The sequence below is a fragment of the Methanobrevibacter sp. genome (assembly GCF_017447225.1).
Taxonomy (GTDB): Archaea; Methanobacteriota; Methanobacteria; order Methanobacteriales; family Methanobacteriaceae; genus Methanocatella.
Genome location: NZ_JAFSNZ010000032.1, coordinates 83,352 through 104,891, shown reverse-complemented (window position 1 = coordinate 104,891; position 21,540 = coordinate 83,352). Strand labels below are relative to the sequence as shown.

The 21,540-nt window shown below is 32.5% G+C and carries 16 protein-coding genes; 7 read left to right on the top strand and 9 right to left on the bottom strand.

What is annotated here, in order from left to right; all coding sequences use genetic code 11:
- Nucleotides 1-210 precede the first annotated feature (210 nt).
- Together IJQ68_RS03250 and IJQ68_RS03245 are read right to left on the bottom strand one after the other, a co-directional pair.
- Entirely contained in the window at nt 211-2,361 is a 2,151-nt protein-coding gene (locus IJQ68_RS03250; RefSeq protein WP_292796886.1) for a Tex family protein, read from the bottom strand.
- A 1-nt stretch (nt 2,362) separates the two neighbouring features.
- Nucleotides 2,363-3,322, bottom strand: coding sequence for a putative glycoside hydrolase (locus tag IJQ68_RS03245; RefSeq protein WP_292796884.1), 960 nt, complete (start codon nt 3,320-3,322; stop codon nt 2,363-2,365).
- 166 nt (nt 3,323-3,488) lie between these two features.
- On the opposite strand from IJQ68_RS03245, the gene IJQ68_RS03240 reads away from it, so the two are divergent.
- A complete protein-coding gene (locus IJQ68_RS03240) occupies nt 3,489-7,736 on the top strand; it encodes a C1 family peptidase (protein ID WP_292796882.1) in 4,248 nt (1,415 codons plus the stop codon).
- An 85-nt stretch (nt 7,737-7,821) separates the two neighbouring features.
- The gene (locus tag IJQ68_RS03235; RefSeq protein WP_292796880.1) at nt 7,822-9,519 is read left to right on the top strand and encodes a glycosyltransferase; all 1,698 of its coding nucleotides are present in this window, start codon (nt 7,822-7,824) and stop codon (nt 9,517-9,519) included.
- A gap of 32 nt (nt 9,520-9,551) precedes the next feature.
- Here the strand turns inward: IJQ68_RS03235 and mmp11 are convergent, their stop codons facing one another.
- The 6 genes from mmp11 to hacA form a co-directional block, all read right to left on the bottom strand.
- On the bottom strand, nt 9,552-10,490 hold the full coding sequence (gene mmp11 / locus IJQ68_RS03230; protein ID WP_292796878.1) for a methanogenesis marker protein 11: 939 nt from the start codon (nt 10,488-10,490) through the stop codon (nt 9,552-9,554).
- Nucleotides 10,491-10,499: 9 nt separating this feature from the next.
- A complete protein-coding gene (gene ribH / locus IJQ68_RS03225) occupies nt 10,500-10,916 on the bottom strand; it encodes a 6,7-dimethyl-8-ribityllumazine synthase (protein ID WP_149731868.1) in 417 nt (138 codons plus the stop codon).
- A gap of 165 nt (nt 10,917-11,081) precedes the next feature.
- Complete coding sequence (locus IJQ68_RS03220) at nt 11,082-13,400, bottom strand: glycosyltransferase (protein ID WP_292796874.1); 2,319 nt, start codon at nt 13,398-13,400, stop codon at nt 11,082-11,084.
- A 9-nt stretch (nt 13,401-13,409) separates the two neighbouring features.
- Nucleotides 13,410-14,417 (bottom strand): isocitrate/isopropylmalate family dehydrogenase, encoded by a 1,008-nt coding sequence (locus IJQ68_RS03215; RefSeq protein WP_292796872.1) that lies wholly within the window; start codon nt 14,415-14,417, stop codon nt 13,410-13,412.
- Nucleotides 14,392-14,871 carry a 3-isopropylmalate dehydratase small subunit gene (locus tag IJQ68_RS03210; RefSeq protein WP_292796870.1) on the bottom strand — a complete coding sequence of 160 codons (480 nt, stop codon included), beginning with the start codon at nt 14,869-14,871 and terminating at the stop codon, nt 14,392-14,394. The genes IJQ68_RS03215 and IJQ68_RS03210 overlap by 26 nt, the downstream gene beginning before the upstream one ends.
- Before the next feature lie 4 nt (nt 14,872-14,875).
- Nucleotides 14,876-16,123 carry a homoaconitase large subunit gene (gene hacA / locus IJQ68_RS03205; RefSeq protein ID WP_292796868.1) on the bottom strand — a complete coding sequence of 416 codons (1,248 nt, stop codon included), beginning with the start codon at nt 16,121-16,123 and terminating at the stop codon, nt 14,876-14,878.
- Between the two features lie 171 nt (nt 16,124-16,294).
- Between hacA and IJQ68_RS03200 the strand changes: the two genes are divergently transcribed.
- The gene (locus tag IJQ68_RS03200; protein ID WP_292796866.1) at nt 16,295-17,500 is read left to right on the top strand and encodes a DUF2264 domain-containing protein; all 1,206 of its coding nucleotides are present in this window, start codon (nt 16,295-16,297) and stop codon (nt 17,498-17,500) included.
- Nucleotides 17,501-17,511: 11 nt separating this feature from the next.
- Nucleotides 17,512-18,690, top strand: coding sequence for a DUF2264 domain-containing protein (locus IJQ68_RS03195; protein WP_292796863.1), 1,179 nt, complete (start codon nt 17,512-17,514; stop codon nt 18,688-18,690).
- Here the strand turns inward: IJQ68_RS03195 and IJQ68_RS03190 are convergent.
- Nucleotides 18,687-19,913 carry a nucleotide sugar dehydrogenase gene (locus IJQ68_RS03190; RefSeq protein ID WP_292796860.1) on the bottom strand — a complete coding sequence of 409 codons (1,227 nt, stop codon included), beginning with the start codon at nt 19,911-19,913 and terminating at the stop codon, nt 18,687-18,689. The genes IJQ68_RS03195 and IJQ68_RS03190 overlap by 4 nt on opposite strands.
- A 73-nt stretch (nt 19,914-19,986) precedes the next feature.
- Here IJQ68_RS03190 and rfbD point away from each other — a divergent pair, with 73 nt between their 5' ends.
- From rfbD to IJQ68_RS03175, 3 genes are read left to right on the top strand one after another with little or no spacing between them, the layout of a single operon-like run.
- Nucleotides 19,987-20,826 carry a dTDP-4-dehydrorhamnose reductase gene (gene rfbD / locus IJQ68_RS03185; protein WP_292796857.1) on the top strand — a complete coding sequence of 280 codons (840 nt, stop codon included), beginning with the start codon at nt 19,987-19,989 and terminating at the stop codon, nt 20,824-20,826.
- A gap of 8 nt (nt 20,827-20,834) precedes the next feature.
- Nucleotides 20,835-21,260 carry a ribonuclease domain-containing protein gene (locus IJQ68_RS03180; RefSeq protein ID WP_292796855.1) on the top strand — a complete coding sequence of 142 codons (426 nt, stop codon included), beginning with the start codon at nt 20,835-20,837 and terminating at the stop codon, nt 21,258-21,260.
- A 2-nt stretch (nt 21,261-21,262) separates the two neighbouring features.
- Nucleotides 21,263-21,499, top strand: coding sequence for a barstar family protein (locus IJQ68_RS03175; RefSeq protein ID WP_292796853.1), 237 nt, complete (start codon nt 21,263-21,265; stop codon nt 21,497-21,499).
- Nucleotides 21,500-21,540 lie beyond the last annotated feature (41 nt).

The window sequence follows — 21,540 nt, the reverse complement described above, 5'->3', positions numbered from 1 at the left end:
TAAGCTAAATGATCCTATAACAAAAATCAATATTAACATTCCTATCTCAAAAAGAGGAGATAAATAATCATCATATTGTAAGAAGGATAAGCTAAAAAGACAAATAATAATTAAGTAAATTAATGCGTATTTTTTATTTCCAAGATTTATATTCATTTTATCAACTATTCCATTGTTATTTATTATTTTCTTAAAAATAATATTTAAATATTAAATTAACATTGATAGTTGAATTCTTTTTCTTGAAATATCGACATCTAAAATTTTTACCCTGACAATTTCTCCCACACTAACAATATCTAATGGATGTTTGACAAATTTATTGGCTAACTGAGATTTGTGAACCAAACCATCCTGATGGACTCCAATATCAACAAAAGCACCAAAATCAACAATATTTCTGACAGTTCCTTCCAATACCATACCTTCCTTTAAATCTTCGATAGAAAGAACATTTTTCATTAATTTTGGCTTTGGCATATCCTCACGAGGGTCACGGCCAGGTTTTTTAAGCTCTTTTATAATATCCTTTAAAGTTTCAACACCAATATTAAGATTTGATGATATTTCTTCTAAGTTGATATCATCCAGTTTTAAATTGTCTTTTCCAATATCATCAAGCCCATATCCAAGACTTTTCAAAAGCTTTATCGTAGCATCATATGATTCCGGGTGGATTGTTGTGTTATCCAATGGATTTTGTGCATCATGGATTTTGACAAATCCTGCACATTGCTCATAAGTTTTTTTACCTAACTTCTTAACTTTCAACAATTCTTCACGATTATTAAAACTGCCGTTATTGTCACGATATTCAATGATATTTTTTGATGTAGTCTTATTAAGACCTGATACATAATTCAATAAACTATAAGAAGCAGTATTTAAGTCCACTCCCACTTCATTAACGACTTTTTCTACAACCCCATTTAATGACTCGCCCAGTTCCTTTTGGTTCATGTCATGCTGATACTGTCCAACACCAATTGATTTAGGGTCAATTTTTACGAGTTCCGCCAACGGGTCCTGAAGTCTTCTTGCAATGCTTACAGCACTTCTTTCACCCTCACTGAAGTCTGGAAATTCCTCATCAGCCAGTTGACTTGCAGAATAAACTGATGCTCCTGCTTCATTAACGATAATGAATTCCACATCCGTATTTTTAATAATATCTGCTACGATTTCAGCAGATTCCCTTGAAGCCGTTCCATTACCTATTGCTATAACATCGATGTTATATTTTTTAATCAAATCACGGACAATCTTTTTGGATTCATTAACCTTATTTTGAGGCTCTGTTGGGAATATTAATGCTGTATCTAAAACTTTTCCAGTATTGTCGATGATAGCTAGTTTACAACCTGTTCTAAAAGCCGGATCCCAACCGAGAATTATTTTTCCAGACAGTGGAGATTCCATTAATAACTGACTTAAATTTTGAGAAAATACCTTAATGGATTTTTCTTCAGCTATTTTGGTTAATGAATTTCTTATTTCACGTTCAATAGCTGGTGAAATTAATCGTTTATATGAATCCTTAATTGAGTCTTTAATGATTGGTGTAGTATAAGGATTATACTCGATTTTTTCAGGAATTTTGGATTTGTTTTTCAGGACATGCCTTGAAAGATATCTAATAATGTCATCTGTTTCAACTGTAACTTTTGCTTTAATTACTCCTTCTTTTTCAGCCCTGTTGATTGCAAGGATTCTATGAGCAGGTATCTTTTTCAAATCTTCATTATAGTCGTAGTAGATTTCATATTCGGAATTAGTGTCTTTATCTTTGGATTTTGTTTCGATTTTTCCTGTGTGAAATGTATTCTGCCTAATTTTTTTCCTGAAATCAGAATTTTCAGAGATTACTTCAGCAATAATGTCTTTAGCACCTTCAATAGCCTCTTCACCGGATAAGACTCCTTTTTCTGGATTAATGTAATTTTGTGCAATATTTTCAATTGGTTTTTCAACATCCTGTTTTAGAATAATGTCTGCCAATGGTTTAAGACCTTTTTGTTTAGCTATTGTGGCTCTAGTGTTTTTCTTACTCTTAAAAGGCCTGTAAATGTCTTCAAGCTCAACCAATGTCTCTGCATTTATAATGCTTTTTTTCAAATCATCTGTTAATTTACCTAGATTATCAATCCTTTCGATGATTTTGGATTTTTTCTCTTCAAGGTTTCTTAAGTATTTTAGCCTTTCATCAAATTTTCTTAAGACTTCATCATTCAACGAACCTGTCACATCTTTTCTGTATCTGGCAATGAATGGTATGGTATTGCCGTCATCAATTAGCTTTATAACTCTTTCAACTTGCCAGGATTTAATTTTCAGTTCCTTCTGGAGGGTTTCGCTTATCATGTTAATTCAGTTTTTTATTATCAAGTTCTTCGTTCATTCCCCATCTGAAGAATATTACTTTATCTGATCCGCTATTAAAACATTTATCAGCATCTTTCATCAGTTCATTTGCAGGCAAATCTGTAATATTGTTATCTGATTCATATGTCTGAAGACCGCACCAGACTTCAGCATCGCCGGAATTTTTTACAAACCATTCTGTTGTATTTTCAATCCATGTGCTGTTCTGCTCATAATTTCCTTTATAAATCATAGGTACAATAGCATCCACATATTTACTAATTGTAGGAATATCTTGACCGTAAAAATATTCGTCTTTGTCTGTTTCAGGCATTACCGTAGCGGATATTGTTAAATCAGGATTTACTTCTCTTACAGATTTTGAAAAACTTTCAACAAATTGATTTATGGCCTTTGTACCATTTTCATATTCATATGCGTTTCCCTCAAACCGGATATAGTCTATTTGTATACCGCTTACTTCATCCAAGCCCGCATAATATTTTGCTTCTTCTATTTTGTAATTGAAGTATTGCGTATCGGGAGTTCCGTTTTTGAGTGGTGAAATCCAGTTTCCCGTATTAAAAATCTGCATCCAAACATGAACTTCTATCCCATGCTCGTTAGCTTCTTTAATCCAGTCCAAAACATCTCGTTGGCCATATTCGGTAAAAGCAAAAGAGTTTAAAAAAATGTATTTAACGCCATTATCTGATAATTTATCAAAATCAACATCGTACATGTCTGTTGCCCAAACATAGTATCCGTATTTGTCACCTCCAAAATTGAAGAAATCCCAAAAACCGGACTTTTTGGAAACACTCATTTTTTCAAGTGAGAAATCATTTGTATTTTGATTATCTTGAAAATCATTATATTCCGGATTTACTGTATTTATGTCTGTTGCGAATACTGTTGAAATTGAAAAAATAAAACATAGCGTTAATAGTAATATTAACAATTTTTTGTAAATAAATAGTCCTCCTAATTATTCTCCGTTATATTGAATTTTTTCATTATCTTTTATATTATTTTTTGTTTTTTTGATTAAAAATCAATAATAATACTAATATAATAATAATGAAAATTATAGATTATTAATAATTAAACTCTTTAGGATGAGGTAAATGAAACATTTTAACAAAATCTTTTTATTTTTGATATTATTCATACTGATTATTCCGATTAGCTTTGCCAGCGATAATATCACTATGGATAATGATAACTTAGCTGTTGGTGCTGATGACACTTTATTATCGGCATCGGATATTTATTTTGACTCTTCAGTTGAAATAGATGGAAATGGAACTCAAACAAGCCCTTATAAATATTTATATTCCTCAAGACTGACTTCAAATAGTGTAGCCCATTTTGCAGATGGGGAATATCAATTGGATCGAACAAAAGACTTAAATAATTTAACAATTATAGGTCAAAGTCCTTTAAGCACGATTATTAAAAGCAGTTCATTAAAATTAACCACTCAAACAACATTAAACATAATTAACATCACATTAAACGATGTATCAATCAACAATCGTGGAAATTTCATGGCAAATAATGTGATTTTTGAAAACAGTGATGGCAGCTATACCGGCGGTTACAGTAATGTATTTGGTGGTATAGTCTATTCAAATGGCGGTACTACTTTAATTTATTCATCCACTTTTAAGAATAACACAGCAACTTATGGTGGAGCAATATATGCTACCAATTCAAAAGTAAAAGTAGCAGATTCTATTTTTGAAGATAATTATGCCTATAAATATGGTGGTGCTATTGCAAGTGAAGATAATTCCCAATTGTTTGTTGAAAATTCAGCATTTACCAATTGTTACACACTAACAAATGCAGGTGGTGCAATTTATTCTAAAGGGTCTCAATTAACTGTCAACAAATCTAACTTCACTTCATGCAATGCTACTTTTGGTGGAGCAATCTGTGATTTGGCATCCAATTCAGATGTAAATTCAATTATTGCCATTAATAATGAGGCTAATTATCAGGGAGGAGCTATTTATAAGATGTATGGGTCAATGAATGTAACTTCATCAACATTCACATCAAATAATGCATTAAGCGGTGGAGCAATATTTGCTGACAATTCATCATACTTTTCTGTCAAATCATCAAAATTTGATTCAAATGAGGCTACTTATGATGGTGGAGCCATTTACACTATTCTAAACACAAAAAATGTTATTTCATCCAACACTTATAAAAATAACAAGGCAAAAAATGAAAAAGATTATTATAATGCTTCCAGTTACGATTTGTCCATAGGAAACGGAAATTATACATTATTTAAGGGTGATTTTTCATTTAACGGATCTTTACCTTCTCAATATGACTTAAGAGATTACGGATGGGTAACTCCGGTTAAAAATCAAAAAGGCAGTGGGAACTGTTGGGCATTCACTTCACTCGCCGCTTTGGAATCTTGCATTTTGAAAGCTACAGGCATTACTTATGACTTGTCAGAAGAAAACATGAAAAACGTCATGGCATACTATTCAGATTACGGTTGGGTACTTACAACCAATAAAGGTGGATATGATGACATGGGAGTAGGATACCTTGTAAGCTGGCTTGGAGCCGTTGAAGAGGAATTGGAGACATTCAGTGATTATAGTGTATTATCTCCAGTATTGAACAGTACTATTCATGTTCAAAATTTAGTTTATCTTACACGTTCAAATTATACAGATAATAATGCAGTCAAAGAAGCTATTATTAAATATGGTGCTGTTGCAACAGGAATCTATTATTCCAGTTCTTTTATGAATTCAAATAGCTATTTTTACACAGGAGCAAACGGACCTAATCATGCCGTAACTATTGTCGGATGGGATGACAGCTACTCCAAAGATAAATTTAAGAAAATTCGTGTTAATGATACAACATATATTTCTCCAGGTGGAGACGGTGCATGGATTTGCAAAAACAGCTGGGGAACTACCTGGGGAAATAATAAAGGTTATTTCTATGTTTCATATTATGATAAGAATTGTGTAAGACTGGGAGATTACGATAAATCAACTTATACGATTATCTTAAACGACACTGTCCGTTATGATAAGAACTATCAGTATGACATAATCGGAATCACAGATTATTTAATTACAGGCGAAAGCACCATCTGGTATGAAAATATTTTCAATGCTACTGATGATGAATTTTTAGCCGCTTTTTCAACATATTTCAATGCAACATCTAAATGGACTGCCCAAATTTATGTAAATAATGCTTTAAAACTCACTCAAAATGGAATATCAAATGCAGGTTATTATACTTTTGATTTGGATGAATTCATTCCATTAAAAACTGGTGATGAATTTAAAATTGTTATTAAACTTGAAAATGATAATTTGGCTTCATTTCCAATTTCCGAAAAGGTAAGGTCAAATAGAATTTTATACTCTGAAGGTGTATCTTTCTTCAGTTTTGACGGTGAAAACTGGATTGATTTGTATAACTATAAGGCAGACATGTCACAATACGGCCATACTTATGATTCACAGGTTGCATGCATTAAGGCATTCACAATAAATGAGCTAAATACAGAAATTTCTCTTGATATCCCGGAATTTGTATCTGTTGACGCTCCATTAAATATTGCTGCTATTGTAAAAGATGAATATGGCAATTCAGTTAATTTTGGAAATGTAACATTTACTTTAGATTCTAAAGACTATACTGTCCCTGTTATTAATGGAACTGCAACTTTAAAAATTCAATTGACTTCTGTTAAGGATTATCCTATAACTGCTAATTACAACACTAATGAATATTATTTAAATTCAAATACTTCCAGTGTAATTAATATCACAATTAAATCCGCTAATTTAACGATAGATATTTCAGATATTCAATATGGTGAAAAATTCTTAATAAAAAATACTTTAACATCTGACGGTTTAAATGTTTCAGCTATTGTAAAAGTCACAATCAATTCAAAAACTTATTCCGTCAAGTCCAATTCCCAATCAGCAATCGATGATATTTTAAATCCCGGTGATTATGTGGCTACAGGATTTTATTCAAATATTGCAACTGCAAACACTACATTCAATGTAGCCAAATTACCTTTAAATATGGATTTAAATATATCAAAAACAGATTATGATTCTGTCATGATTTCTGTAAAACTTTCCGAGTCAATTAATGGTACTGTTAATGTAACTGTTAATTCCAAAGTCTATGAAGTAAATGCAACTAACGGCTATGGTGCTTTATCTTTATCTGATTTGGATTATGGAAAATATGCTGTCAATGCTACATTTTCAGATGCTATCCATGAAGATGCATATGGCAATGCTAATTTCAGTATAGATAACATTAAAACCAATTTAAGCGCAGATAATGTGGAAATGTATTATAAGGACGGACACAGATTTTATGTTACTTTATTTGATAAAAAAAGCAATCCTATAGCGAACCAGAAAGTTGTAATTAGAATAAATGGTGTTGACAATACCAGAGTAACAGACGGTAATGGTTCAGCTTCAATTGCTATAAATTTAATTGCTAACAACTATGATGTTTTTGTTGTCTATGAGGGTGATGGAAAATACCTTTCATCAAATTTATCCAGAACCGTAACCGTAAAATCAACTGTAAATTCAAACAATATCGTAAAATATTATAGAAATGACACTCAGTTTTATGCCACAATATTGGATTTCAAGGGGAATACGGTATCTAATGTAACTGTAAAAATGAATATCAATGGTGTTTTATATTATAGACCTACTAATTCTGAGGGTATTGTAAGATTAAACATTAATTTGGCCCCTGATACTTATATTTTAACTCTTACCAATCCATTTACTAATGAGATGAGATCTTATAATGTTACTGTTCTTTCCCGTTTGGTGGAAAATAACAATCTGGTTAAATATTATAAAAACGCTTCTAAATATTCTGTTAAGGTTTTGGATGAAAAAGGTTCACCATTAGCCGGTGTTAATGTTACATTTAATATTAATGGGGTATTCTATCAGAGAACTACTGATGCTTCAGGTGTAGCTAGCTTAAATATTAATCTTAGACCAGGAAATTATATTATTACAGCACAATATGGATTTGCTGCCGTTTCTAATACAATCACTGTATTAACAATTATAGAATCTTCAGACATTACAATGAATTATCGTGATGGCACAACATTTAAGGCTCGGATATTGGATGATATAGGTAACATATCACCCGGCGTTAATGTAACTTTCAATATTAATGGAGTATTCTATCAAAGGACTACCAACGCTTCCGGAGTTGCAAATTTAAATATTAATCTAATGCCTGGTGAATACATTATCACCAGCATGTATAAAGGATTACTTGTTTCTAATACGATTAGAATTAGAAGCATTTAATCAAACTTTTTTCTTTTTTTAACAAACATTTTATAATATTGAATAATATACTTATAAATAATTAAATAATTTTTTAGGTGAAAAATTGTCTTGGTTATTCGTTATTCTTGCATTTTTACTTGCCAGTATAAAAACAACAAAACCAAAATATCAGAAGGTTTCTGTTATTATACCGGCTTATAATGAAGAAAATACAGTAGCTAAGGTAGTTGAAGTTGTAAAGGCAGTTTCATTCGTTGATGAAATCATTGTAGTCGATGATGGATCGTCTGACAACACAACTCAGGAAGCTATAAAAGCTGGAGCTATTGTAATTAATCATGAAGTCAATAAAGGTAAGGGAGAAGCACTTTATACTGGTTATAAGAATGCTGAATGTGATATCATAGCTTTTATTGATGCGGATATTCATAATCTTACTTCTAAAAAAGTTGAGGAAATGATTATGCCTATTTTGCTTGGAAAGGCAGAGATTACCAAGACTAAATTTGCACGTGAAAGTGGACGTGTAACTGAACTCACTGCAAAACCACTTTTAAACTTCTTTTTCCCTGAAATTTCTTTTGAACAACCATTGAGCGGTCAGTTTGCTGCTCGTAAAGAAGTTTTGAAAAAGATTAATTTTGAAAAGGATTATGGTGTCGATGTTGGTATTGTTATTGATGCTGATATTTTAGGTATTTCCATTATGGAAGTCGATATTGGTGCAATTGAACATGATATGTCTCCTTTAGCTGATTTGAATAATATGGCTAATGAAGTTGTAAGAACAATTATGAGCCGTGCTAATAAGTACGGTAGGGTAACAATGATTGATGATATCGGATATTTTATTCGTATGTCTATTGTAGGTTTATCATTAGTTATTCTGGGACTTTTTACAATATTCTTTGTTAAATTCATCCCGTTATCTGTTGGGGTTATAATTACTATAATCGGAATTATAGCATCGGTTTATTATATAGCAAAGGTTATTATTCAGTCAATTATAATGTATAGAAAGACGCCGAGGGCTAACTTGTTCAAATCTTTCATTAGGGTTCATTTCCCGCTTATTATTTCAATGATTTTATTGCTTTTAATGCTTTCGACATTTTTAGGTGCCGCCACATTTGAAAACGGTAGCATTTCAATCGAGCCGAATTCAAGGAATTTGATTATTTTCACAGACCAAAGCAGCGACAATACTGTATCAGTCAGAGGACCATATACTGTGGACTCAGCTATTGAAAATGAATCTAATGTAATGAGGGTTCCAGCAGATGCAATGATGACTCTGGGAATTAGAGCAAATGACACGATAATTGTAAATAATGAAGCTTACATTGTAAATGACAGTAGAAGTTTTGAACCAGGTATATTAAGACTCCCTCTCGATGTTAAGGATACATTTAATGTTGATGATGGAGATATAATTCAAGACAGTCGTCTTGCCGATATATTTGAAAAATCAACCGTATATCATCATTACGGTTCAGATAATACATCAATTGTTGAGAAATATGATATCGGGTCAAGACAATCTGGAAGCTGGACATATGAAATTATTGTTGATAATGTTTCAGCCGGATATTCTTCAGGATTGTTCTCTGAAGGCCAAAGTTATGCCATATTTTGTGAAAATTCATATTTAGGCAGCATCACATATTCGGATGGAATAATCGAAAATCAGAATTTCACATTTAATGGCCATCAGATAGAACTAAAATTCAGCAATACAAATTCATCATCCATAAAGTATTTCGACAATGATTACTTTATAGATCTTTATTTTGATAATTAATAAAAAATAGTTAAATAAGAGAAAAAACTCTCTTATTTTTTATCATATGCTTTTACAGCTTCTTCAACATCATTATAAAGACCTAAAGCTGCAAGAGCACCTACTTTGCCCTGTTCACCTGTAACAGCTATTAATTCAATGCCTAAATCACTAGCAGTTTCTTCGGCTGTTTCAACATCCATCATACCGGATTTTGTTGCAATTGAATATTCTCTTAGTTTTTCCGGTATTTCAAGACCTTTTAAAATAGCTATTGCGGTTTTATCAGATAAAGTATCTCTTTTAAGAATTTCAATGACTCTTTTTACCAAAGTTTCTTTTTTATCACTTTCAACTGCAAAAGTCAAAGCAATTGAAACACAATTTTGAGTTTTATGAGGATTATGTGGATATAATTGGACAATAATATGGTCAAGGTATTCAAAACCTTCACTAGCTAATTCAACACCCAAATTATGAGCCATTGTCCATGTTGCACCGGCATCCTTAACATCTGTGTCATCAATACCTATTACAACTTTTTCAAGCTTAGGCGTTACAACGGTCGCCCTTCCTTCTTTAGAGCCACCACCAGATTTGAGGAGTTCAACGTATTTAACTCCTTTACCCATTCCTCTGCACATTCCAGCTCCAACTCCAGCGCCTGCAAGACCTGCATGTGTTACTTTAACCTCATCATCGATTACTTGGATTTCATCGATTCCTGCAGCATTAAAACTGGCTTTCAAGTCAAGAGGAGCAGATCCGACATGACATGAATAAACATGTTTGTTACCGTCACGATAAGCATCATCAATCAGTTCTGAATTATTTTTATATTGATGTAGCAACCAGTGGGAGCCTGAAATGCATGGATGATATTCGACGATTTCAACTTTATCGCCATCAACCATTGTAAGTACCTTTTCATATGGTGCAACCCATGGGTCTGAAAATTTTTCTTTTAACTCTTCAGGTTTTAGAATTTCCATATAATCATCTTAAATTTCTTTTAATCTATCACACATTTTAATAGCAGCTTCTACAGCACTTTTAGCGTTTTTAACACGTCTGTGAGCATCTAACCTGGTCATTCCAGGACCAGTAATTCCTAGAGCTACTGGAGTGTCATATTCCAAAGCCAAATCAGCGATTTTACGTGAAGCGTGCTGAGCAACAATTTGATCATGGTCTGTTGCGCCTTCAATTACAGCACCTAAAGTGATAATTGCATCGTATTCGCCTTTTTGTAATAATTTTTTAATGACAAGAGGCATATCGAAAACGCCTGGAACTGCCACTACTTTTGTAATTTCACAATCTCTATTTTTAGCTTCAGCTGTAGCTAATTCTAACATCATCTGTGTAATATCATAGTTAAATTCTGCAACGACTGCAGCAATTTCATATTTTACCATATTTTAATCCTCCATTTAAAAATCTATGCAAATATTAAAAGTAAGAAACCAGCAACCCCACTTAATACCATAATGATTATGATAAAGAGTGCAGCTAATTGCATTCTACTAAGTTTTTTCATAATAAAAATCTCCTTAAATTATAATTAATATAACATTTTTAAGTTATTTAAATTTTTTTCCAATTTTTCTGAAATTTTCTGTAAGCTTCCAACTATTTGAGTTCATGATTTCTGAATTTTCCTTTTCCAGTTTTTGAATTTTATTATTCAATTCATTGATTTTGGCTTCATAGATTTCATCTTTTCTAAATTCAGACTCACATACATCAATCAATTCCATAATTTTTTGAGTTAAATGTATAGTTCTATCTTTTCTATACTCATTTTCATTAGATATTTTTTCAGTGTCGCTATTCAATATAGAATTTAAAGTCTTTAAATTTTCATCTAAATTGTTTAAATTTGTTTTATATTCAATATCAAGCTTAGACATTTCACTATTTCTTTCACAAATTGCCCAAATGTGGGCATTTGAACCTTTATAATCGGATAGTTTGGATGGAAGATAAGGATTCTTAATGAAATGACCTTTAGTATAGCTATCTTCAACAATTAAAACATCAAATTTATTTGAAAGGTTTAAAAATTCTAAATAATCAATATTCTGGTTAAAAATTGTTTTTTCAAGTAATTCACTACTTAAAAGTTGTTCAAATAATGTCCTATTCGGACCGAATATATGAAGTCTTATTTTATTTTTATTTTCTTCAGATAAATTATCAAATGCATTGATAAAGTCTTCAAAGTTTCTATTTGAAATGATAACTCCAAAATAGGCAAAATTAATATATTTACTATCTAATTCGTATTGGCTTTCTTTAATGTAATAGTATTTTTCATCTAAAGTAGGATGTGGTGAAATAATATACTTTTTATTGATTATGTCTTCGATATTAAATGGTAAAGTATCAATCATCACATCTTTTTGACTTTCATTTGTAAATATGATTTCATCAGCAAAAATAAATGTTAAGTATTCGCATATAGCATTAATATCGTTATCTGAGGTAATTAATTCTAAATTTTTTTCTTTTAGGATTTTGTTAATTCTTCTAATGTAATTTTCATCTTCAAGCTTTTCACTTAAATGCCTATTTCCAAAAGTATAAATTAGCGGATCTGAAAATTCAGCTCTCCAATAAGTATTTGGATTATTTAATTTGTATTCTAATGCTAAAAAGTGTGAATGAACAAAATTAGCTCTGCTATATATCCTGTCGTAATTATTAATTAATTTTATACCTTCATTCATGAAATTTTTAATATTATCCCATTCTGTTGAAAAATTAGATTTTACAGTGAACTTTTGTACTATATATTCCAAGACAACCTTTTCAAGTGTAAAATCTTTTGTCATATCATCAAGGCTTGCACATATCACATCAACGTTTTTCTTTTCGGATAAAATTCTTTTGGCAACAACATTACTTGTAGTTGTATTCGTCGGTGGAAATGCATAAGAGATGATTAATTCTCTTTTATCATTATTTAGTTTGGATATGTCTTCATTAAGATATTTATAAGGAAAAAATTCAAATTTATAGCTTAAAATATCTTTTAAAACTTTTGTATAATCTTCAGGATAATTTTCAAGATAGTCGTTGATTTTAACTATTTGACCGCCAGTTAATCTTTCTATAAAACTCCTCATTTCTTGGGTTTTTGCTTTTTTGAGGCCTTTATTAATGTCATTAATCACTTTTAAACGATTTTCAACGTTGAAATGGTATGACATGTCCTGTCTAGATATTGAACCGTGTCTCCATAAGCGATAATAATTGGCTTTTTTATCCTTATCAACCACATAAAATTCAAAATCATTTTCAGGATAAAAATTTGCATAGTATGCAATGTCCACACCATTTTTGAGTTCTGGATTAAATGCAGAGTTTTTAACATTAATTGTTGGTATTACTTTATTTTGCGTAATTACAATCGCATCGGTAATTGTACTGTATGGATTTTCTATAATTCCAGAATTTTCTAGAAGAGGTGGAGTCATGTAGGAGTTTTTAACTTCACCAGTATTTTCATCAATATCAAGGAATGTTCCAACAACTATTCTATTAGGTTTTACACATTTGTATAACTCTTCGAAGTAATTGTGGCTGATATAATCATCATCGTCTATGAATGTGGTATATTTTCTGCTGGCCAAATCAATGCCTTTATTTCGGGCATTACAAACTCCTTTTTCACTTTCTGTTAGAATAATATTAACTTCAGGATTATCTTCCTGATATTTTTTAATAATATCTGGAGTCGAATCCAGTTCCCCATTCACAATAAAAATTGCTTCAAACAAATTAAAATCAATGCTTTGATTAATTAAAGAATCAAGTAATTTGGAAATATAATTTTCTCCTTTATATGTAGGAATAATAGCACTTATGCCGTCTTTTAATTCTGATTCCTTAATCATGATACTCACTTATAACAATTTTATAATTTCGTTTGCAACATCTTCAGTGGTTGCATTGCCACCTAAGTCACCGGTCAATACCTTCCCGTCACTTAATAACTTTATAATAGCGTTGTCAAGTTTGTCTGCAGATTCATTTTCATTCAAATATCTAAGCATCATAACTGCAGATAATATCATAGCTATTGGATTTGCTATTCCTTTTCCAGCTATATCGGGGGCTGATCCGTGAACGGGTTCAAATAATGCTCCATCATTACCTATATTTGCTGAAGGTATTAAACCAAGTCCTCCTACGAGACCTGCTCCTTCATCGGATAATATGTCACCAAACAAGTTTGTAGTCACTATGACTTCAAAATTTTGGGGTTGTGTAATAAGATACATTGCAGTTGCATCTACATAAAAATCTTCTTTTTCAATGTCGGGGTATCTTTCTCCAACTTCATAAAAGATTTCTTTAAATAAACCGTCACTTTTTTTCAAAACATTTGCTTTGTGAACACCGGTAACTTTAGATTTTCCATTGTCTTTAGCATATTTAAAGGCATAGTCTATAATTCTTTCTTCTGCTTCACGAGTAATTACTCTTTTTGCAATTGCTCCTTCTTGTGTGAGTTCTTCTTTATCTGCAATATATAATCCTTCTGTGTTTTCACGCACAATCATAAAATCAATGTCGTCAGACAATGAATTGGTGTTAGGATAAGATTTTACAGGCCTTAAATTTGCAAACATTTTCATTTCCTGACGTAATTTAACGATGACATCAGCTGCAGTTTCGCCAGCAGCACCAAACAAACATGCATCACTGTTTCTTACAATATCGATTGTTTCTTTAGGCAATGCATCCCCAGTTTTCTCTAAACATCCATCACCTGCTTCACCATAAATATAATCTAAATCAATATCTAAATTATTTAAAACAGTAATTGTAGCATCCATTACTTCTTTACCTATTCCGTCACCTGGAATAACTGCGATTTTGTATTTATTTTTTGTCTTTGAGGTACTCAATTAACCCACCTTTTTCAAGTATTTCTAACATAAATGGAGGTAATTTTTTAAAGGTTATTTCTTCTCCGGTTGAAGATTTGATAATGCCGTTATCCATGTCAACTTCAATTTCATCTCCATTTTCAACTAATTCACTAATTCCTGGAGCTTCAAGAAGTGGAACGCCCACGTTTGTAGCATTTCTATAAAATATTCTTGCAAAGGATTCAGCTATCACGGCTGAAATACCCGCACCTTTGATTGCAATCGGGGCATGTTCACGTGATGAACCGCAGCCAAAATTTCTTCCCGCTACGATAAAATCTCCTTTTTTACATTTTTCACTAAATTTATCATCCAATCCTTCCATACAGTGCTTTGATAATATTTCTTCATCAGTATAAATCAGATATCTTCCCGGAAGAATGATGTCTGTATCAATGTCATTTCCAAATTTCCATGCAGTTCCTTTCATATAATCACTCCGGTGCAACAATCCTTCCTTCAATTGCTGATGCAGCAGCAACTGCAGCAGAAGATAAATAAACTTTACCGTCAGGTGAACCTTGCCTACCTTTGAAATTTCTATTTGAAGTTGATAAACTTACTTCACCAGGACCTATAATTCCAGTATGTCCTCCAAGGCACGGACCACAGCAAGGTGCAGAAACTAAAGCTCCGGCATCTACAAATATCCTGATTAATCCTTCATCCAAGGCTTTAGAGTAAACTTCTTTTGATGCTGGAATGACCAACATTCTAGTTCCTTTTACAATTTGTTTTCCTTTCAGAATCTTTGCGGCATCTCTCAGGTCACTAATTCTTCCATTCGTACAGGATCCAAGAAATACCTGGTCGATTTCCTGGTCAACTTCACTTACGGCCTTTACATTATCAACATTATTTGGGCAAGCTACCTGAGGTTCCAAGTCACTAACATCAATGTCTATAATATTAAGAGAGTCTGCATTCAAGTCAGTTTTAAATATTTTATAAGGTTTTTTGGAACGTTTTTCAACATATTCTATTGTTTTTTTATCAGGCTCCACTAAACCGGTTTTTCCACCCATTTCAATAGCCATATTACATAAAACCATCCTGTCTGAAACACTCATGTCCCTAACTGTATCTCCTGCAAACTCACAGGCTTTATAAGTTGAACCGTCAGCTCCAATCTGGCCAATAATGTTTAGAATAACATCTTTAGCATAAACGTTTTCATTCAATTCACCTGTAATTTCAAAACGATTTGTTTCCGGTACTTTAAACCATAAATTACCTTCAGCGAAAACCATGGCCATATCAGTGGAACCAATACCTGTTGAAAATGCTCCTAAAGCACCATGGGTACATGTATGTGAATCAGCACCAACAATAACTTCTCCAGGAACAACATGACCTAGTTCAGGCAGTATCTGGTGGCAAACGCCTGCATTCACATCATAAAAATTCTCTATGTTCTGTTTTTCAACAAATCTTCTCATAATTATATGATTATTAGCAGAGTCAATAGAATCTGCCGGCACTTGGTGGTCAAATGGTATGACAATCTTTGATGGATCCCAAACTTTATCGACACCAATTTTTTCAAAGGATTCAACTGCAAGAGGTCCAGTTAAATCATGGGTCATTGCAACATCAATATTTGCAATTATAATGTCTCCAGCTTCAACCTTTTCTTTGCCGGAAGCTCTGGCTAATATTTTTTCAGACATTGTACTTGACATATTAATAAAACCTCATATTAATGAATAGTATATTGTCTTACATTCTATTTAAATTTTGAAAAAAATAATAATATTTAAATTTAAGTTATTTTTGGGTTCAAAATTTGATATTTTTTTTCAATTATAATTAATCATAAATTTATTATAACATGTCGAACAAAAAAATATTACATGAGTAAGTTCTTTGGAAGATTTAAAAAAGAAGAAATTCCTGTTGTGGAAGAGCAGGGTCCTGTTTGGGAAGATAGAATTTTTTGGGTAGAAACTTTACAAAAAATAGCTTTACCTGTATTAATGAACCTTAAAAAGGATTCTTTAAGAAAAAATATGATTGTAGAGTCCAATAGTCCAGAAGGTGAAAAATTTGCTTATCTTGAAGCTTTTGCTCGTGTATTTAATGGTATTGCACCTTGGCTGGAACTTGGACCGGATGAATCTGAAGAAGGCAGATTACGTGAAAAATATATTGATTTAACCATTAAAGCTATTTCCATAGCTGTAAATCCAAAGAAAAATGATTATATTTTATTTACTGAGCCTAAACAGTCATTAGTTGACATGGCTTTATTTGCTCAAGGTTTGCTTCGTTCTAAAAATCAAATTTGGCTCAATTTGCCAATTGATGTTCAAGCTAAAGTTATAGAAGAGCTTAAAAATACAAGAATCATTGCTCCTTATGAAAATCACTGGCTTTTATATACCTCAATAATCGAAGCAGCACTTTTAGAATTCACTGGTGAATGTGATATGGAACGTCTTGTTTATGCTGTCCATAAATTTAGAGATGAATGGTACATTGGTGATGCAATTTATGCTGACGGTCCGGAATTCACTAAAAATTATTATAACAGTTTTATTATTCACCCGATGCTCAATGATATATTAATGGTAATGAGAAAATACGGATTGGCCGATGGTGAATTTTTGGATATTCAATTAATGAGATCCTCAAGATTGGCTTCTCAATTGGAAAGATATATTTCACCTGAAGGTACTTTTCCTGTGATTGGGAAATCCATCAGTTATCGTACCGGTGTTTTCCATACTTTATCTCAAGTCGCATTGCTTAGGATATTGCCTAGAAATATTGAAGTTTCTCAAGTCAGGTCAGCTTTAACCAAGGTTTTAAGGAACATATTTGAAGGTAATCAGAATTTCACTAATGGAGGATGGTTATTATTAGGTTTCAATGGTCATCAAGTTGATATCGCTGAAAATGATATTAACACTGGAAGTTTATATATCTGCTGTTCAATATTTTTGGCTTTAGGATTAGATTCCAATGATCCGTTCTGGTCTAACGAATTTGCTGAATGGACTTCATTAAAAGCATGGAATGGACATGTAACTAATAGTGATCAATCTATTGACTTTTAAAATTGATTTTTATGAGTTTTAAATCTTTTTTTTCCAAAAACGAAAATTCGAATAATGATAGGGAAATTTGGGTTAAAACCCTATCGAAAATCATTGACCCTGTATTAACCAACATCGCCAATGAAACTCTAAAAGAAAATATGCCTGTTGCCTATGTTAAAAATGAAAGAGCAAAATTTGCACATTTGGAAGCAGTAGGCCGTACTGTATGCGGTATTGCGCCATGGTTGGAATTAGGCAGGGACAATACTTATGAAGGAAAATTAAGATCTAAATATATTGACTTAACTACTAAAGGTTTGGTAAATATTTGTAATCCTGATTCGCCTGACTATTTAATTTTTAATGAGCCTTATCAGCCATTAGTTGATTCGGCCCATTTGGTTGAAGGATTACTTAGGGCGAGAACTCAATTATGGGAAAATATTGATTCTGATGGTCAGGAGATGATTATTGATGCATTAAAATTAACCCGTTCCATTGAACCGTGGGAAAATAATTGGATTCTGTTTCCATCAATGATTGAAGCCTTCTTACTTGAAATTACTGGTGAATATGATGAATTCAGACTGATGCATGGTGTTAATGTTTATATGAATGATTGGTATTGTGGGGATTCCTATTATGGGGATGGTCCCAAATTCCATTTCGATTACTACAACAGCTATGTGATCCATCCGATGCTGACTGACATTCTTACAATTTTAAGAAAACATAATATTGGAGAATATACTTTTCTTGATGCTCATTTACACAGATTAAGGCATTATGCAGGTCATTTGGAAAGACTAATCTCCCCTGAAGGAACCTATCCTGTAGTTGGAAGGTCAATGCTATATAGAACTGCAGCTTTTCAAGCCTTAGGTCAGGCATGCTTATTCGGATTATATAACAAGGATGTAAAACCTGAACAGGTAAGATGTGCACTGACTAAAGTAATTAAAAATCAATTTTCCAACGATTCTAATTTTGATAAAAATGGATGGCTACGCTTCGGATTCAATGGCAATCAGCCAAAAGTAGCTGAAGAGTACAGCAACACTGGCAGCATGTATTTATGCACCACAGGATTCCTGCCTCTCGGATTGCCTCAAAGCGATAGGTTTTGGTCAGCTCCAAGCGCAGAATGGACTTCCCTTAAGGCTTGGAGTGGAAAGGATATAGATTCAAACATGTATATAAAAGATTAGATTTCGTATAGATTACCATAATTATACAATTTGATTTTATCCGGAACTTTTTCTATAATATTTTTAGTATCAAAAATTATGGTATTTTCATCTATTGAATCATAATCCAAGTGTTTAAATTCATTATGGTCACATAGGATTAAAATTAATTTAGCATTATCCACAGCATCCTTAAAGCTAACAAAGTTAGGATTTTCTATATGCGGGTCATGGATAGCTATTTCATAGTCTTTTTCGAGATTAGCTATAATTTCGTATGCCGGACTTTCCCTATCATCTCCGGTGTTTCCCTTATATGAAACTCCAAGGACTGCTATTTTTCCTTCTGAGATAATTTTTCTAACATTTTCACATACAAAGCCGGGCATTGAGTTATTAGTGTCTCTTGCCAATTTGATTATTTTTGCGGTTTCCGGCGCTTTCGCATATATGAAATAAGGGTCAATGGCAAGGCAATGCCCTCCAACACCAGGACCTGGGGAGTGCAAGTTAACTCTTGGGTGTTTGTTCGCCATTTTAATAACATCAAGTGCATTCACACCAATCTCAGCACATATTTTAGCAAGTTCATTTGCAAGTGCAATGTTAACGTCCCTGAAAGTATTTTCCATACATTTTGATAGCTCAGCAGTTTTTGCTTCAGTTAACATCAATTCGCCTTCAACAAATTGGCCATATACCTCGCTTGCCTTTTTAGAGCATTCCGGAGTTATTCCTCCGATAATGCGGTCATTGTGGATTAATTCATCAATGATTTTTCCAGGCAAAACTCTTTCAGGACAATGTGCGAGATATAAGTCCTTTCCAATAGTGAACCCTGCTTTTTCAAAAATAGGCTTTATGACGTCATCGGTTGACATTGGAGCTATTGTGGATTCAATAATAACCACATTTCCTTTTTCTAAAAATGGAATAATTGATTCACATCCACTGATTACATAGCTTAAGTCACAGCTATAATTTTCAACGATATATGGGGTAGGTACAGTAATGATAAACGCATCAGCTTTTTCAGGAGTTAATGATGCTTTATAAACGTTTAATTCTAAAGCTTTCTTAATTATATCAGATATTCCAGGCTCTTCGATGTGAATGATTCCATTGTTTAAATTGTCAATAATCTTCTCATTTACATCAACACCAACAACTTCGCAATGATTTCTGGCGAATAATGCTGCGGTTGGTAGTCCAATATAACCTTGACCAATTATACATACTTTCATAATTACAACCCCATTTAATTTTAAATATAAATATAGATATATTTAATTAATATAATAAATATTTGGGGATAAAATGAAAATCTTAATTACAGGCTCTAATGGAATGTTAGGGCATGATTTAATCGATGTTTTGAAAAATGAACATGAATTAATCTTAACGACATCTAGCTCATTAGATATAACAGACAAGGAACATACAATTGAATTTATTAAGGAGAATAAACCTGATATTGTAATCAATTCCGCTGCATATACCAATGTGGATGGATGTGAAGAAAACACTGATTTGGCTTTCGCAGTTAACGGTGAAGGTCCTAGAAATTTAGCACTTGGATGTAAGGAAGTTGACTGTCCACTTGTCCATGTAAGTACTGATTATGTCTTTAATGGTAAAAACACAAGGCCATGGGTCGAAGACGATGAAATTGGCCCTATCAGTGTTTATGGAAAAAGTAAACTTGAAGGAGAAATTGCAATTCAGGAAATTTTAGATAAATTTTTCATTGTAAGGACTGCATGGCTATATGGAGTTAATGGAGGCAATTTCCCTAAAACAATGTTGGAACTTGCTAAAAATCATCCTGAAATAACCGTTGTAACAGATGAAGTAGGATGTCCTACATACACCTTAGATTTGGCAAAGGCTATTGGTGAGTTAATAAAAACAGATTATTATGGAATATACCACATAACTAATTCTGACAGCTGTTCATGGTTTGATTTTGCGAAATATATCTTTGAGATTGCCGATGTTGATGTGGAAGTTACTCCAGTGACAGCATCCGAATTTGCAAGGCCTGCACCAAGACCTTCTTACTCTGTTTTGGAAAATAAAAAATGGATTGATAATGGATTTACTCCTTTAAGAAGTTATAAGGAAGCCATTAAAGAGTATATAGATATTATTAAATAGGTGGTTAAATGGATAAACGAATGTTAATAATTGTTTTTGCAATTATTATTCTGTTCGGCGGTCTTTTCCTGTCTGGAACATTCGCTCAAAAGGATGTTAAGGTAGTGGAAGATGGCCAGTACTGTACAGTGGATGAGGTTGCAGCATATATTAAGGAATTTCACAAATTGCCTAGCAATTACATAACCAAGGCAGAAGCTAGAGCTCTCGGCTGGTCAGGCGGACCTCTTAAGGAATATGCTCCTGGAAAAAGTATAGGTGGAGATATTTTCGGTAACAGGGAAGGTGTTCTTCCAAAAACTTCAGCTAAATACATTGAATGTGATATTAATGCTAACGGAACTTCAAGAGGGGCTGAAAGAATAATTTATAACACAGAGACATTTCAAGTGTATTATACATCAGATCATTATAAAACATTTAAAGAGGTATAAAATTGAAAGTATATGAACTTGACGGGAATCTGATAGCTAGTGAAGGCCATAAGTATCTAAAAGAGGCTCTGGATTTTCCTGATTATTATGGTGAGAATTTGGATGCTCTATACGATTGCTTATGTGATTTAAACTGTGAAATACATTTTACTAATGTAACTTCAGTGAAAGATTGTATTCTAGATACTTTTGACGATGCTAACAACGATAACGAAAATTTAATAATTAAATTTTTTTAAAAGTAAGTTTTTTATATTATACTTTTCAAAAAAATATATTA

Excerpts from the sequence above, each read along its gene's own strand:
- IJQ68_RS03195 (WP_292796863.1), top strand. The coding sequence starts at position 17,512 with ATGAGTTTTAAATCTTTTTTTTCCAAAAACGAAAATTCGAATAATGAT.
- rfbD (WP_292796857.1), top strand. The coding sequence starts at position 19,987 with ATGAAAATCTTAATTACAGGCTCTAATGGAATGTTAGGGCATGATTTA.
- IJQ68_RS03250 (WP_292796886.1), bottom strand. The coding sequence starts at position 2,361 with ATGATAAGCGAAACCCTCCAGAAGGAACTGAAAATTAAATCCTGGCAA.
- IJQ68_RS03200 (WP_292796866.1), top strand. The coding sequence starts at position 16,295 with ATGAGTAAGTTCTTTGGAAGATTTAAAAAAGAAGAAATTCCTGTTGTG.
- IJQ68_RS03210 (WP_292796870.1), bottom strand. The coding sequence starts at position 14,871 with ATGAAAGGAACTGCATGGAAATTTGGAAATGACATTGATACAGACATC.
- hacA (WP_292796868.1), bottom strand. The coding sequence starts at position 16,123 with ATGTCAAGTACAATGTCTGAAAAAATATTAGCCAGAGCTTCCGGCAAA.
- ribH (WP_149731868.1), bottom strand. The coding sequence starts at position 10,916 with ATGGTAAAATATGAAATTGCTGCAGTCGTTGCAGAATTTAACTATGAT.
- IJQ68_RS03240 (WP_292796882.1), top strand. The coding sequence starts at position 3,489 with ATGAAACATTTTAACAAAATCTTTTTATTTTTGATATTATTCATACTG.
- mmp11 (WP_292796878.1), bottom strand. The coding sequence starts at position 10,490 with ATGGAAATTCTAAAACCTGAAGAGTTAAAAGAAAAATTTTCAGACCCA.
- IJQ68_RS03220 (WP_292796874.1), bottom strand. The coding sequence starts at position 13,400 with ATGATTAAGGAATCAGAATTAAAAGACGGCATAAGTGCTATTATTCCT.
- IJQ68_RS03180 (WP_292796855.1), top strand. The coding sequence starts at position 20,835 with ATGGATAAACGAATGTTAATAATTGTTTTTGCAATTATTATTCTGTTC.
- IJQ68_RS03190 (WP_292796860.1), bottom strand. The coding sequence starts at position 19,913 with ATGAAAGTATGTATAATTGGTCAAGGTTATATTGGACTACCAACCGCA.